Below are 14,151 nucleotides of genomic sequence, written 5' to 3' on the forward strand. Positions count from 1 at the left end.
AGCAACAGAACTTCCGGAATCGGGTGCACCATGGTCGGGCCTGCGCTGCGTTCCTGTGCAGTTGCTGGCGTGCTCGCCGTGACCTTCGTGTTCGGCGGCGTGGCCGCCGCGGTACCCGTCGTGGCGCAACCGGCAGACGGCGACGCCACGAGCCAGGATTCCCAAGGGCCCGGGGACACCGGCCCGGATTCGGACGAACAGAGCCCCGGCGAAGCCGATCCGGACGCCCCCGAAGAACCCAAGCAATCCGAGGAGTCGCCGGGGGAGAGCGGCCAGGTCGATGACCCGGACGAACCCGAGGTCATCCGCGACAGCGATCCCGAACCCGAACCGGTCGACCGCGGCGGTGACGGCGGGGTCCGCGAGGAGCCGGCGCCGAAACCGGCTCCGCGACCCACGGCCGTCCCGAGCTTCGAGCACTCGATCACGATTCCGTGGCTGCGGTTACCTGCCGCGGGGGAGATCCCGGCGGGCACCTGGCCGACGGCGTCGACGTTTGACACGACCGTCGCGATCCCGGTGCCGACGCTCGAAGAGTTCCTCAGGGCGCTTCGGGTCGTGCCCGCCCCCGCGCCCGCACCGGGGCCGGCGTTCCGGACCCAGCAGGAGGCGCCCCCTGTCGCCGACGCCACCACCGGGACCTCGACCGGCGGTGTCGGCGGCGGCGGAGGCGGTGGCGGTGCGATGGCGGACCCGGTGGTGGTCCGGGCGCCGCTGGTCAGCGTGCCGCGGGCAACGACGGTCGCCGGTCGTCCGACCAAGACGTCACCTGGTGCGGGGGCAGGTGCGGCGGTGCCTCCCGGCGTCACACAGCCCGGTGTTGCCGGCGTCAGGACCCCGGTGATCCGCGGCTCCGTCGCGCCGACTCCCGGTGCCACCGCCCCGCTGCCCGCGACGCCCGCAGGCGGTCAGTCGCCGCGGGTCGGCGCGTACTCGCGCGGTATGACGAGCCCGACGCTCGCCGAGATCGCCGCGGTGGCGCTGCCCGGTGTCGCCGGACTGCTGTTCCTGACCTTCAGCGGCGGCATGATCGGCTACCGGCAAGCCAACAGCGGCCGCTTCGTGCGCACGGCCGGGGCCGAGCGCTTTCTCCCCTGATTGCTTTCCGGTCGCCCTGGGTAGGTTCCAGACCATGACGCTGGCATTCGGCGAATGGATCATTCACCGGCGCTGGTACGCCGGTCGCACCCGTCAACTCGCCTCGGCCGAACCGTCTGCGGTGACGCCGCTCGGCGACGATCTGGAGCACGTCCTGCTCGACGTCGCCTATACCGACGGGTTCACGGAGCGCTACCAGGTGCTGGTCCGATGGGAGGACTCTCCCGTCGACGGCTACGGGGAGGCCGCCCTGATCGGGACCGACGGCGGCCGGGTCGCCTATGACGCGCTGTTCGACCCGCGGTCGGCGGGACATCTCCTGTCGCTGGTGAATTCGTCGGCGACGGTCGGCGGGCTGACGTTCAGCAAGGAACCGGACGTGACACTGCCGGTCGACGCACCCCCGAAGGTGTCAGGTGCCGAGCAGAGCAACACCAGCGTGATCTTCGGCAAAGACGCCATGTTCAAAGTGTTCCGTCGGGTCACGCCGGGCATCAACCCCGACATCGAGCTCAACCGCGTGCTCGCCCGCGCCGGCAATCCGCACGTGGCCACACTGCTCGGGTCCTACGAGACGACGTGGTCGGGCGACGTGTCGGAGCCCTGCGCTCTCGGCATGGTCACCTCGTTCGCGGCCAACAGCGCAGAGGGCTGGGACATGGCGACGGCGAGCACGCAGGATCTGTTCGCAGACCGCGTGGGGGGCGACTTCACCGACGAGTCCTACCGGCTCGGTGAGGCGGTCGCGTCGGTGCACGCGACGCTGGCCGACACCTTGGGAACAACAGAGGTGCAGTTCCCGGTCGAGACGTCCCTGGAGCGGCTGGCGTCCGCGGCGCAGGCCGCGCCGGTTCTCGAGGCCCACGCCGCCCTCGTCGAGCAGCGGTATCGCAAGCTCGCGGGCAGGACGATCACCGTCCAACGGGTGCACGGCGACCTGCACCTCGGTCAGGTGCTGCGCACGCCGGAGAACTGGCTGCTGATCGATTTCGAGGGCGAACCCGGCCAGCCCCTGGAAGAACGCCGCAGGCCCGATTCGCCGCTACGTGACGTTGCGGGTGTGCTGCGCTCGTTCGAATACGCCGCGTACCAGAACCGTGACCCCGAGCAGGCAGTGCGGGCCCAGGATTGGGTGGACCGCAACAGCACCGCGTTCTGCAACGGGTACACGGCGGTCGCCGGAGCGGACCCGCGCGACTCCGCCGACGTGCTGGCGGCCTACGAACTGGACAAGGCCGTCTATGAGGCCGCCTACGAGGCCCGGTTCCGCCCGTCCTGGCTGCCGATCCCGATCCGCTCGATCGACCGCATCCTGGCTGCGTAGGACACCGGTCGTCAGCGGACCAGTCGACGCAACAGCACCGAGGCGGCGGCGATGCCGAGCACCGCGGCCACGACCAGCACGGCGACGTCGAGCAACCCGTTGGCCGGGGTGCCCAGCAGGAGACCGCGCAGCGCGTTCACTTCGTAGGAGAGCGGGTTGACCGCTGACAGCCAACGCAGCCACTGCGGCATGACATCGACCGGATAGAGGGCGTTCGACGCAAAGAACAGCGGCATCGTGATCGCCTGCCCGATACCCATCAGCCTGTCGCGGTTGCGCACCAGGCCCGCCAGGGCCATCGACAGGCACGCGAAGAACGCCGAGCCCAGCACGACGATCCCCATCGCGCCCAGGATCCTCAACGGGTTGCCGGTCAGCTGGACGCCGAGCACGAACGCGAGCGCGACCACTCCGATCACCTGCACCACCGACCGGACGCCCGCGGCGAACGCCTTGCCGGTGACGATCGCCGACGCAGGCGCCGGGGTGACCATCAGCTTGGCGAGGATGCCCGCGTCCCTGTCCCAGACGATCTGGATGCCATAGAAGATCGAGATGAACAGAGCCGACTGGGCAATGATCCCCGGCGCGAGGAAGGCCAGGTAGGGCACATCGCCGGTGTCGATCACGTCGAGCCGGGAGAAGGTCTGCCCGAAGATCAGCAGCCACAGGGCCGGCTGCACCATCCTGGTGAACAGCTCGGTGCGGTCATGGCGCAGCTTCTGCAGCTCGACGAGCGCGAACGCACCGATGCGCAGTGCGGTACCGCGGACCCTGCGCCACCCGCGCGGGGCGTAGACGAGCCGGACGTCGTGGCGTGGCTCAACCGACACGCCGTGCCGTCCTCCTGGCCTGGCGCACCGCGCGGAACCCCGTCGCCGAGGAGTCTTCGGCGAGGCCTGCGCCCGCGTAGTGGCGGAAGACGTCGTCAAGCGTGGCTTCGCGGTCACCGGTCGCGATCTGCCGCTTCAATTCGGCGGGGCTGCCGACGACCTGGAGCTTGCCGTGGTCCATCAGCGCGACCCGATCGCACAGCACGTCGGCCTCCTCCATGTAATGCGTGGTCAGCAGCACGGTCATGCCGAACTCCCGCTGCATGCCGCGGACCTGGTTCCACACGCTCTCCCGCGCGATCGGGTCGAGTCCGACGGTGGGTTCGTCGAGCAACAGCAGTGACGGCTGGTTCACCAGCGCCTGCGCCAGCTCGAGCCTGCGCACCATGCCACCGGAGAACGTGCCCGCGGGCACGTCGGCGACGTCGAGCAGTTGCATCGCGTTCAGCGCATCGTCGACCCTGGCGCGCCGCTGCTTCGGCGGCACGTCGTAGAGCCTCGCGAACAGCTCCACGTTCTGGCGGCCCGTCAGCGCCGACTCGATCGAAAGCTGTTGCGGCACATAGCCGATGTTGTGCCGAATGTCCATGGTGCGGCGTCGGGAGTCCATGCCGAAGATGAGTACGCGGCCCTGCTGGGCAGGGGTCAGCGTGGTGAGCACCCGCACGACCGTCGTCTTGCCCGCCCCGTTGGGCCCGAGCAGCCCTACGGTCTCGCCGGCGCGCACCTGCAGCGTCAGGTCCTCGACCGCGGTGACATCGCCGTAGCGATGGGTCAGGTGCTGGCAGTCGATCGCGAGGTCGGTCGCCCGCTTGTCATCGGTCACTGGGCCTCCTGCGTGAGCATCCGGCCGGCCGCAAGCTGGCAACCGTGGCCACCAGGTAGGTCGCCGCCGCTCTTCGGCTCCTACACCCGGCCCGCCCGGCCGGTGGCAAACAGAAATTCCGATGCCCGCTCGGCGGCCACGGTTGCAACAGCAGTTTCAAGCTAACACACCCGTTGTCGAAAACGGGGTCAACTCGGCTGCTTAAGCGTTATGGCGCACAACGGCTTTCACGCGGCACTCAGACCGATTGCAGCACCATCACCGCACGTGCCTCGACCGTGAGCTGGGCACCTGCGGCCAGCGGCCTCGAACCCTCCATCACCGCACCGGCGACCGAATAGACCACCGGCTGCCATTTCTTACCGAATTCTGTCGGCGGCAGGGTGAAGTCGATCGGTTCGTAGTGGGCGTTGAAACACAGCAGGAACGAGTCGTCGACCACACGCTGCCCCCGCGAGTCCATGTCGGGGATGCCGTGCCCGTTGAGGAACACACCGACGGACTTCGCAAAGCCCGAGCCCCAGTCCTCGCCGGTCATCTCCGCACCGTCTGGGGTGAACCAGGCGATGTCCGGCAGGCCTTCCTGGCCGCGGCGGCCCACCGGCTTGCCGCTGAAGAAGCGCCTGCGCCGGAAGACCGGATGGTCGGCACGCAGCTGCGACACCTTGCGGGTGAACTCGAGCAGCTCGGTGTCGACGTTGTCCCAGTCGATCCAGGTGATCTCGTTGTCCTGGCAGTAGCCGTTGTTGTTGCCGCCCTGGGTGCGGCCCAGCTCGTCGCCGTGGCAGATCATCGGGACGCCCTGTGACAGCAGCAGCGTGGTCAGGAAGTTCCGTTCCTGCTGGCCGCGTAGCGCCAGGATCTCCGGGTCGTCGGTGGGGCCCTCGACCCCGCAGTTCCAGGAGCGGTTGTGGCTTTCGCCGTCGTTGTTGTCCTCGCCGTTGGCCTCGTTGTGCTTCTCGTTGTAGGACACCAGGTCACGCAGCGTGAAGCCGTCATGGGCGATCACGAAGTTGATCGAGGCGACCGGGCGGCGGGCGGTGTGCTCGTACAGATCGGCCGAGCCGGTGAGGCGGTAGGCGAACTCGTCGAGCGTGGCCGGTTCGCCCCGCCAGAAGTCGCGCACGGTGTCGCGGTACTTGCCGTTCCACTCCGTCCACTGCGGCGGGAAGTTCCCCACCTGGTAGCCGCCGGGGCCCACGTCCCACGGCTCGGCGATGAGTTTGACCTGGCTGACCGTCGGGTCCTGCTGGACGAGTTCGAAGAAGGTGGCCAGCCGGTCCACCTCGTAGAACTCGCGCGCGAGCGTGGACGCCAGGTCGAACCGGAACCCGTCGACGTGCATCTCGGTGACCCAGTACCGCAGCGAATCCATCAGCAGCTGCAGCGCATGCGGGTGGCTCACGTTGAGGCTGTTGCCGGTCCCGGTGTAGTCCATGTAGTAGCGCTTGTCGTCGTCGACGAGGTGGTAGTAGGCGGCGTTGTCGATGCCGCGCATCGACAGCGTGGGACCCATGTGGTTGCCCTCGGCGGTGTGGTTGTAGACGACGTCGAGGATCACCTCGATGCCCGCCTCGTGCAGCGCACGGACCATCGCCTTGAACTCCTGGACCTGCCCGCCCGGATTCGGGTTGGAGCTGTACTTCGCGTCGGGGGCGAAGAAACCGATGGTGTTGTAGCCCCAGTAGTTCGACAGACCCTTCTCGACCAGCGTCGAGTCGTTGGCGAAATGATGCACCGGCATCAGTTCGATGGCGTTGACACCCAGGGACGTCAGGTGCTCGATGATCGCCGGATGTGCGACGGCGGCGTACGTTCCGCGGATCTGGTCCGGGATGTCCGGATGGGTCTGCGTGAGGCCTTTGACGTGCGCCTCGTAGATGACCGTGTCGGCGTATTCGTGGCTGGGCGGGCGGTCCACCCCCCAGTCGAAGTACGGGTTGACGACCACGGACTTCGGCATGCTCGCGGCCGAATCGTCGTCGTTGCGGCTGTCGGGATCGCCGAAGTTGTACGAGAACAGCGACTGGTTCCAGTCGAACGTCCCGTCGATGGCCTTCGAGTACGGGTCGAGCAACAGCTTGTTCGGGTTGCAACGCAGCCCATTGGCGGGGTCATACGGGCCGTGTACTCGGTAGCCGTAGCGCTGACCGGGTTCGATGTTCGGGATGAAGCCGTGCCACACGAAGCCGTCGACCTCGGGCAGCGTGATGCATGCGGTCTGCTCGCCGTCGGCATCGAACAGGCAGAGCTCGACCTTTTCGGCGGCCTCGCTGAACAGCGCGAAGTTTGTGCCGTAGCCGTCGTAGGTCGCACCCAGCGGGTAGGCCTTGCCCGGCCACAACTCGAGAACGGGAGTTTGGGCCGAGGTCTGCGCGGCTGTGGTCAAAGAACACCTTCCTTCCAGTCAACGCGACCTTACGGGCCACCGGAGTGGCTCGCTTGCTCGCGCAGGCTGAACTGCCCAATTAACGGGCATCGCAAACAACGGGTCGATTCAGACGGTCACATCGACCCCGGCGGCGCGCAGCGCGTCGACGGCGTCGGCGGTCGTGGCCGGGGCGACGCCGGCGGTCAGGTTCAGCAGAACCCGCGTGGTGAAGCCGTGGGCGGACGCGTCGGCGGCCGTGGCCTTCACGCAGTAGTCGGTGGCGATACCCACCACGTCGACCTCCTCGACACCGCGTTGACGCAGCCAGTCGGCCAGGCTGGTGCCGTCGCCGTCGGTGCCCTCGAAGCCGCTGTAGGCGGCCGAGTAGTGGCCCTTGGCGAACACGGCCTCGACGGGGGTGATGTCGAGGTCCGGGTGGAAGTCCGCGCCCGGGGTCTCCGCGACGCAGTGCACCGGCCACGAGTCGACGAAGTCGGGGGTCGCCGAGAAGTGCGACCCGGGGTCGATGTGAAAGTCCTTGGTGGCCACTACATGTCGGTAACCGTGGTCGGTGGCGAGCAGGTCGCTGATGCCGCCGGCCACCGCCGCGCCGCCGTCCACGGCGAGCGAGCCACCCTCGCAGAAGTCGTTCTGTACGTCGACGATGATCAGTGCCCTCATGGCTTCACGGTATCGTCGCCGCGCTCGACACGCTGGTGCGCGGTGAGCAGCAGATGGTCGAATGTCGCACGCGGCGGCAACGTCTCGTCGTACACGAGCCGGCCGTACTCGGTCAGCAACTGTTCGGCCAGCACGCGCAACTTGACGTTGGTCTCCTGCGATCGCCACCGCAGCAGTTCGAACGCCGTCTCCTCGTCGACGCGGTAGATCAGCATCAGCATGCCCTTGACCCGTTCGATGACCGACCGGTACCCGGCGATCTCGGCCACTGCGGCCGACACCATCGCCGAGGTCTGCGCGTCGGTCGGAGTCATGTCGACATAGAAGCCGTGGGTGCCGACCAGCCGGCCCTCCTCATCGAGGAGCTGGTCACCGATGACCACGACCTCATGGGTTCGGCCACCGGTGTCGATGATGCGGTGGCGGGTCGAGAACGTGCGGTGGGTGCGCCGCATCTCCTCGAGGGTGGCCGCCACCTGCTGCCGATCGTCTGGATGCTTGTGCGACAGCACCAGTTCCGTTGTGGGCGTGACCGACCCGGGCTGGTAGCCGTGCAGGATCTGCACCTGGTCGGACCACTCCCACCGCTCGTCGGCGAAGTAGAACCGGAACCAGCCGACGCGCTCGGGCGCACCACCGGCGAGCGCCTGCTCCAGTGAGTCCTCGCGGGCCACCGGCAAATTCTAGATCAGCCGCCGAAAAGCAGATACAAACCCGTGAACGTGTAGCCGACCATGACCAGCATCATCGCGAGCTGCCCGGTGAGCTGGTGGCGCTGCGGCAGGACGGCCAGCGCGCGGTCGTGAGCAGCGATGACCCCGGCTACGTGACCGACCACCACGAACCCGACCTTGAGCGTCGCCAGCACGGCGGGATGCATCGACAGGATGTACATCACCTCAGCGTCGGCCACCCCGAACAACCGGTACACCGTCTGCTGGCCCCGCTCCACCAGATAGGTCAGGTAGTGGGCGAACACGTAGCCCAGCACGATCGGGATCAGCGAATGGGCAAGCAGGTTAGGAAGTTCCCGGCGGGTGCGCGCGTCGACTCCGCCGGTGGCGCGGGCCGCGAGGCTGAACGTCGCCGCGACGACGCAGACGAACAGCAGAAGTCCCGCAGTTCGCAGCGCGGTCGCGGTGAACGCCGAATCGGTCACCTCGTCGACGAGGCTACGTATCCGCGGCAGCGCCGAGAAGCTGTCGAACGCCGTGGATCCCAGCAGGATCGACAGCACGGCGACGACACCGGGCCGCACCGGCAGCGTCAGCAGATGGTTGAACGGATTGCCGATCGCGATCCGGCCGTCCTCGTTGCGGCGCAGCGGCGAGAAGCGGGACGCGACAACGCCGTAGACCTCGAATGGATCAGCCCGTGAGCACCAGCGACTCCCGCACCACAGCGCACCGGCCAACGTCACGGCGAGGTAGACGAGCAGCCACGTCCGGATCGCACCGAGCGATCCCGGGTCCGGACTCGCCAATTCGAGCCACACGAACGCGAACAAGCCCGCTGCGGCGGGCCAGTACCCGAGCGCATCGGGGTACCTGCCGCCGAATGTGCGGCCCCCGAGGAATTTGTGGAGCGCACGCACTGGCGAGAGCACCCGCCAGACGGGTCCGAGGGCGACCGACAGCGCGACCAGACCGACCCACATCAGCACGTAGAACACGCCGGGCAGCGGGTTCTCGGCATCCTGGGGTCCGAAGAAGGCCGCGATGGCAACCCAGACGGTGAGCAGCAGCGCCGCCGCGGCCAGCACCCAGCGCGTGGCCGGTGCGTCGACGGCGCGGGTCACCCACGCAGGCAGCGGCCGGCCGGGTCGCGCCGCGTCGAAGCGCGGCTTGCGCCATGCCAGCGCGACGACGGCGAAGGTGAACGTCAGTGCCCAGGCAGCGCCGATCAGCGCGTAGGTGAACGGAATCGGGAGATCCGCCGAGCCGCCGAGACCGTGGGCGAGAACCTGCGAAGTCACTGCACCTGGATCGTGGCGACCGTCGTGTGCAGGTCGTGCAGCTCGACGTCGACGCGGCCCGGGACGCCGACGCTGAACTGGAACGACTGAGCCGGCCCGATGGCCACCGGGAAGGTGTGCTCGGGTGTCGAATGCACGTGCAACTCGTCGGCCGCGTCGCTGTCGACGCGGATGACGATCTGCTCGTTAAGCCCCGCCTGCAGTTGCTCGTTGGTGGGAGTGACCTTTCCGCCCTTGATGGTGACGTCGATGACAAGCCGCTCAGGCGGGTTCTGGTTGTCGGTCATCTCGGTCGGGTTCACCGTGGACGAAGCGGATTGTGCTGCCGTGTCCGCTGTTTCGCCGGAGCTCCCGCAACCGGCGAGAAGAAGCGCCGCAGCGGACATCGCAGCAGACCTGATGAGGACTCGCTGTGCAGTCGTTGTCACTGTTCCCTGTCTTGGTCGGGTTTGCGCCGGTTCTTCGCGGCGATGTACACGATCACGCCGGCGACGACGATGGCGGGCGCGAACGCGGGCACCGCGAGCCAGATGGGGTGGTCGGCAAGGATCACCACCTCTGGGGTGGGCCTCATGATTGAGCGGACGGTTGATACTCGGCCTCGCTGCCGCTGGGCTCGGTGCTGTTGATACGTCCACCGCCCCAGGTGATTCCGGCGATCATCGCGAGTGTGCAGACGAGCACGACCAGGCAGCCGATGAGCCACAGGGATGCGGGGATGTCGGGGCTGCGCTCACGCTGCAGGATGGTGATCTCCGAGACGAACGGACGGGTGAACTGCGCCTCGGCGGGCACCTCCTCGGCGCCGATCCCGGGGTCGCCCGCGAGGTAGATCGGAACGGCGGTGAGCGTGCGTCCGTCATGGACGCGCAGCAGCGTCTTCCACGTGCCCGACACCGGCATCGGCTCAGTGGAGACGAAGTGGCCCGGGCCGACCTTCTCCATCGGGTCGACGAACTGACCCGTCTCGTTCGCCAGGCCGCCCTGCCAGCCGAGCACGGCCACCCAGTTCGGGTTGTCGCTGACGACGTCCGGCGGGTTGAACCGCACGTCGGCGGTCACGTAGCGGCCATCACCGGGTCCCTGCGCCTCGGTCAGCGTCACCGACGCGGTCGCGTTCTGTGGCGTGTTGTACTGCAGGCCGTTGGCCGCCGCGACGCCGATGACGAGCACGGTCAGCGCCACCAGGCCGGCGCCGAGCTTGCGTCCGGGGAGGCGCTGGCCGGTGATGACCATGCCGGCCATCGCCCCGCACGCGCCGACCAGAACCGCGACCGGGATCGACATGCCGAGCGCCTCGGGCCAGATGCTCGTCGGCCAGGCCAATGGGTAGACGGCGTTGATCCAGAAGGACTCGATGAACAGCCCGACGGTGGCGATGCCGAGACCGGAGACGGCGCCGAACAGGATCGGACGCTTCAACAGTGGCGTCAACGCGACCAGCTCGACGACCAGAGCGGCGCCGAGGTAGAGCGGAAACCAGTTGACCGGGGCGTCGAGCACGGGAGCCACCAGGAACGCCACGATGCCGCGCAGCCCGATGGCGATGACCGCCGCGATCAGCGCAGCGCCCCGGCCGAGGAAGATGCGGGCCATGACCAGCGCCAGTGCGGCGGCGGCGGCGATGAGCATCGGCTGGAAGACCTGCCGGAACTGCGGGACGCCGAAGTCGAACTCGATCTGGTACACCGAGGCGCCGATCAGGACGCCGGCGAAGGCAAGGTAGAGGACGAACTTCAGGCCGATGCCGTCACGCGGAACGTCGGGTCCGACCGAACGCTTGCCTTCGTACTCGAGATACGCGGCGGCCAGCGTCGAGAAGCCCGCGCCACCGATCATCATCAGGTGGGTCGGCCCCCACAGCGTGACGTCCTGGCCGAAGATGCGGTGCCAGATGTCGTCGAGCGGGAAGCCGAGGAGCGCGTACATTCCGCACCCGGCCATCACGATGCCGCCGACCGGCGCGTACCAGTCGTCGGTGATACGGACCGCGGCCGGCCCGGGCCGGTTCTCCGCACCGAGCGGCAGCACCATCGCCGTGCAGCCGGCGACGAAGATGCCGAACAGGCCGATGAGGATGAAGTAGTGGGCCGGATTGGCCAGCGCGCCGTCATCACGGCCGTTGCCGATGTGCAGGCTGACGTCCCAGATGAAGCCGAACAGCGCGCAGATGATCGACGACGTGAACAGTGCGACGGGCAGCGCGACCCAGGACGGCCGCTTGAACCGACGCCCCGTCCAGTCGGCGAGGCTGGTCAGCCACGTGATCTTGTGACTGCGGTGCATCCACCCGATCCACAGCAGGATCGCGGCGACGATGCCGCCTGCGACCGTGAGCGCGATGATCTCGTGAATCGCGGTGCCGCCGCCTTCGTCACCGCCCGACGGCTGAGCCAGAAGTGATACGGCCAGCTGAGAATGCTGCATTGTCGTCCCCTGCTTCGCGTGCCCGAACCCTACCGGTCGGTAATGTTGCCAGAATGCCCCCAAGTGAAACCAGGGGTACCGGGTTTTGTCGAACGCTTCCCAAAATGTGATCAAGGGCGTCAGCATGTCTGCATGCCCGGGGGGAAGACTGTCGTTGAGCTGCGCGTACATGGGGTCTCAGGCACCCCGCCGGAGGCGGTGCTGCACTGCCCGACGGAGTTTCTCACGCACGTCGCCGGAGACCGGGACGCCGGCTTCTACCGGCGTTCGGAGTGGATCGACGATGCGGCAGCGCCTCGGACGGCAGATGGCTGGCGGCGCATCATGGAGGCGTACTCGTGGGGTGGATTGACCTCGCGAAAGGCCAGCCGCGCGCTGTGGCTGTTGTTCCTGCCCTTCAGCCTGATCAACCTCGCCCACTGGATGCTCCCCGTCGCGGCCAAGCCTCGGGCGGCCGGATGGACGGTCCGACTGCTGAGGCTGCTCGCGCTGTCCTTCACCGCGACCTTGCTGGCAGCGATGGCAGCAACCGTCCTCGACATCGCGGTCTGGCAGTGCACGAGCATTCCCCATTGCAATGCCGGCTGGGGCCCCCTCGCTCTGTTGGCGTCGTGGCCCATGGGCGTTCGGCTGTCGATCGGTGCCTTGCCCCTCGTGCTGGTGATCGCTGTGCTGTGGCGCCTCGGACGAGAAGAGACGGCAGTGCCCGCGGATCCAGCACTCGCCGAGAGCACCGCGGATCGGCAATCCGAGCACGTGCTGCTCGACAACAGTGGCCCGCCGCCCGTCGCCGTCGTCACCCAGGGCGATCCTTCGCCACTGACGACGTCTACGTTCTGGAACCGCGACGAGGCGGTGGGGTGCATGCGGGCGTGCCATGTCACCGCATGGACGGCAGGCCTCGGCGCCGTGGTGCTCGCGGCGCCGGCCGCAGACAGCCGTGACGGTTTCGCCGACACGGCCTATACAGCCCTGCTCATACTGAACCTCCTGCTGCTGTGCCTTGCCGTGCTGGCCACCGCGTCGACCCGAGCGACGGGACGAGGCGGAGAATCTGCGTCGAAGCGCCTACGCCGTGGGTTGGACGTGATGCGGTGGTGGGCCCTGGGAATCCTCGCGGTGTCGCTGATCAGCGTCGCCGTCTGGTATCGACCGCAGGAACGGGAACTGCCGTCTTTCCTTCCCGGACTTCAGGTTTCCGTCATCTGGCTGACTGCCGCGCAGGCGCTGATGTTGGTGCTCATGTTGGGCACTCTGATCGCGTCGAAAGCACGTGTCGGCGCAGCGCCCGGTTACGAGCCGACGCTCAAGGGGTGCACCGCCTGGTTCGTGGCGCTGCTGGGCTGGCTGATCGGTGCGGGGTTCAGCGCTGCCGTCGGCCTCTGGACGGCCCAGACCCTCGGCAATTGGGTCTCTTCCGTCGACGAGGCGGCCGAGATCATGGCAGACCGGCGCGCGACGTTGAACGGCCCGGACGTCGTCGAGAGTGTGCGTGCCGTCACCGCTTCCGCGCCGCTGATCGTTCCGCAGGTGTATGTATGGGCGTCGGTGGCCGCATTGGTCGTCATCGTCGTCGCGTTCGTCGTCGCATTCTGTGTGTACCGGCGAGCCCTCGGTCGACGGGCTATGCATCGCACGGACGCACTGGCTCTGTCGGGCGGAGAGATCGAGACCAATGCCGCTGCAGCGGTTCTCGAGAAGATACGTCGAAGCCGACAGATCGCCACGCTGACCGACCGTGGGCCCGGGATCGCCGCCGGGCTGGCGTTGCTTGCGACCGGACTCGGGATTGCCGCCACGGTACTGCTGTATCTGGTGACGGTGCCAACGGTCAACGCCTTCGTACAAGATCGGTTGGGCGGCATATCAGTTGGCGCTACCGTCGCCATCATCGGCGGGTTCGTCGGACTGGTGGTACTGGCACTTCGCAATCGGCAGCTACGCCGCACGGTGGCCATCCTGTGGGACGTGATCACCTTCTGGCCTCGCGCCAATCACCCGCTCACGCCGCCGTCCTACGGGGGCAGGACGGTCTTCGACCTTCGGCTGCGGATGCGGGAGCTACGGGAATCGGCGGAGGGGCCAACCGAAGTCGTCCTGGTGGCCCACAGCCAGGGGTCGGTCATCGCCGCGGCGACGCTGATGCAGTCCACCGACGTCGGGGAACGCTATCCACTGTTGACGTTCGGCTCCCCGTTGCGGCGGCTTTACGCCCGCAACTTCCCGGCGTACTTCGGCAGCGAGGTGCTGGAGCAGATCAGAAGATCACCCTGCGAGAAGCGGACACCACGGTGGATCAACCTGTGGGCGTTGACCGATCCGATCGGAAGCTGGCTGTTCGGCCCCGGAACCGTCTACGTCGGAGGTGAGCCGGAGCCCAGAGCAATGGGCGACATGATCGATGATGTCGATTGCCGCATCTTCGACGTGATGCAGCTGGTGCCGCGGGTCGGTCTCTACGACGTCTCGAGTGTTGCTGCGCTGTGCGGACATTCCGGCTTCTGGGAGCGGGAGGAGTACACCAAGGCCGTGTGTGCGTTGCAGACCCTTGTCGTCGATGACGGGGGTGACGTCGTCGATGCGACCTTCAGGGCGAGCTCCGACAGGATGTGACCG

12 protein-coding genes are annotated in these 14,151 nt (G+C 67.7%); 3 read left to right on the plus strand and 9 right to left on the minus strand.

Going from position 1 to position 14,151, the window contains the following annotated elements:
- The first annotated feature begins 69 nt into the window (after positions 1-69).
- Together ACAG24_RS01480 and ACAG24_RS01485 are read left to right on the plus strand one after the other, a co-directional pair.
- Positions 70-1,098 carry a hypothetical protein gene (locus tag ACAG24_RS01480; RefSeq protein ID WP_370470927.1) on the plus strand — a complete coding sequence of 343 codons (1,029 nt, stop codon included), beginning with the start codon at positions 70-72 and terminating at the stop codon, positions 1,096-1,098.
- 34 nt (positions 1,099-1,132) lie between these two features.
- On the plus strand, positions 1,133-2,422 hold the full coding sequence (locus tag ACAG24_RS01485) for a maltokinase N-terminal cap-like domain-containing protein (RefSeq protein ID WP_370470928.1): 1,290 nt from the start codon (positions 1,133-1,135) through the stop codon (positions 2,420-2,422).
- An 11-nt stretch (positions 2,423-2,433) separates the two neighbouring features.
- Here the strand turns inward: ACAG24_RS01485 and ACAG24_RS01490 are convergent, their stop codons facing one another.
- The 9 genes from ACAG24_RS01490 to ACAG24_RS01530 form a co-directional block, all read right to left on the minus strand.
- The gene (locus tag ACAG24_RS01490; protein ID WP_370470929.1) at positions 2,434-3,255 is read right to left on the minus strand and encodes an ABC transporter permease; all 822 of its coding nucleotides are present in this window, start codon (positions 3,253-3,255) and stop codon (positions 2,434-2,436) included.
- Entirely contained in the window at positions 3,245-4,081 is an 837-nt protein-coding gene (locus tag ACAG24_RS01495; RefSeq protein ID WP_370470930.1) for an ATP-binding cassette domain-containing protein, read from the minus strand. The genes ACAG24_RS01490 and ACAG24_RS01495 overlap by 11 nt, the downstream gene beginning before the upstream one ends.
- 238 nt (positions 4,082-4,319) lie before the next feature.
- A complete protein-coding gene (gene glgX, locus ACAG24_RS01500) occupies positions 4,320-6,470 on the minus strand; it encodes a glycogen debranching protein GlgX (protein ID WP_370470931.1) in 2,151 nt (716 codons plus the stop codon).
- A 108-nt stretch (positions 6,471-6,578) separates the two neighbouring features.
- A complete protein-coding gene (locus tag ACAG24_RS01505) occupies positions 6,579-7,133 on the minus strand; it encodes a nicotinamidase (protein ID WP_370470932.1) in 555 nt (184 codons plus the stop codon).
- Positions 7,130-7,807: a PAS and ANTAR domain-containing protein gene (locus tag ACAG24_RS01510; protein ID WP_370470933.1), complete on the minus strand. Its 678-nt coding sequence runs from the start codon at positions 7,805-7,807 to the stop codon at positions 7,130-7,132. The genes ACAG24_RS01505 and ACAG24_RS01510 overlap by 4 nt, the downstream gene beginning before the upstream one ends.
- A gap of 14 nt (positions 7,808-7,821) precedes the next feature.
- A complete protein-coding gene (locus ACAG24_RS01515) occupies positions 7,822-9,108 on the minus strand; it encodes a hypothetical protein (protein ID WP_370470934.1) in 1,287 nt (428 codons plus the stop codon).
- Positions 9,105-9,494 (minus strand): hypothetical protein, encoded by a 390-nt coding sequence (locus ACAG24_RS01520; RefSeq protein ID WP_370470935.1) that lies wholly within the window; start codon positions 9,492-9,494, stop codon positions 9,105-9,107. Before ACAG24_RS01520 ends, ACAG24_RS01515 begins: the two co-directional genes overlap by 4 nt.
- 38 nt (positions 9,495-9,532) lie before the next feature.
- On the minus strand, positions 9,533-9,682 hold the full coding sequence (locus ACAG24_RS01525; protein WP_370470936.1) for a hypothetical protein: 150 nt from the start codon (positions 9,680-9,682) through the stop codon (positions 9,533-9,535).
- Positions 9,679-11,535, minus strand: coding sequence for a hypothetical protein (locus tag ACAG24_RS01530; RefSeq protein ID WP_370470937.1), 1,857 nt, complete (start codon positions 11,533-11,535; stop codon positions 9,679-9,681). Before ACAG24_RS01530 ends, ACAG24_RS01525 begins: the two co-directional genes overlap by 4 nt.
- A 132-nt stretch (positions 11,536-11,667) precedes the next feature.
- On the opposite strand from ACAG24_RS01530, the gene ACAG24_RS01535 reads away from it, so the two are divergent.
- Positions 11,668-14,148 (plus strand): hypothetical protein, encoded by a 2,481-nt coding sequence (locus ACAG24_RS01535; protein WP_370470938.1) that lies wholly within the window; start codon positions 11,668-11,670, stop codon positions 14,146-14,148.
- Positions 14,149-14,151 lie beyond the last annotated feature (3 nt).

The organism is Mycobacterium bulgaricum, from assembly GCF_041287165.2.
Lineage (GTDB): Bacteria > Actinomycetota > Actinomycetes > Mycobacteriales > Mycobacteriaceae > Mycobacterium > Mycobacterium bulgaricum.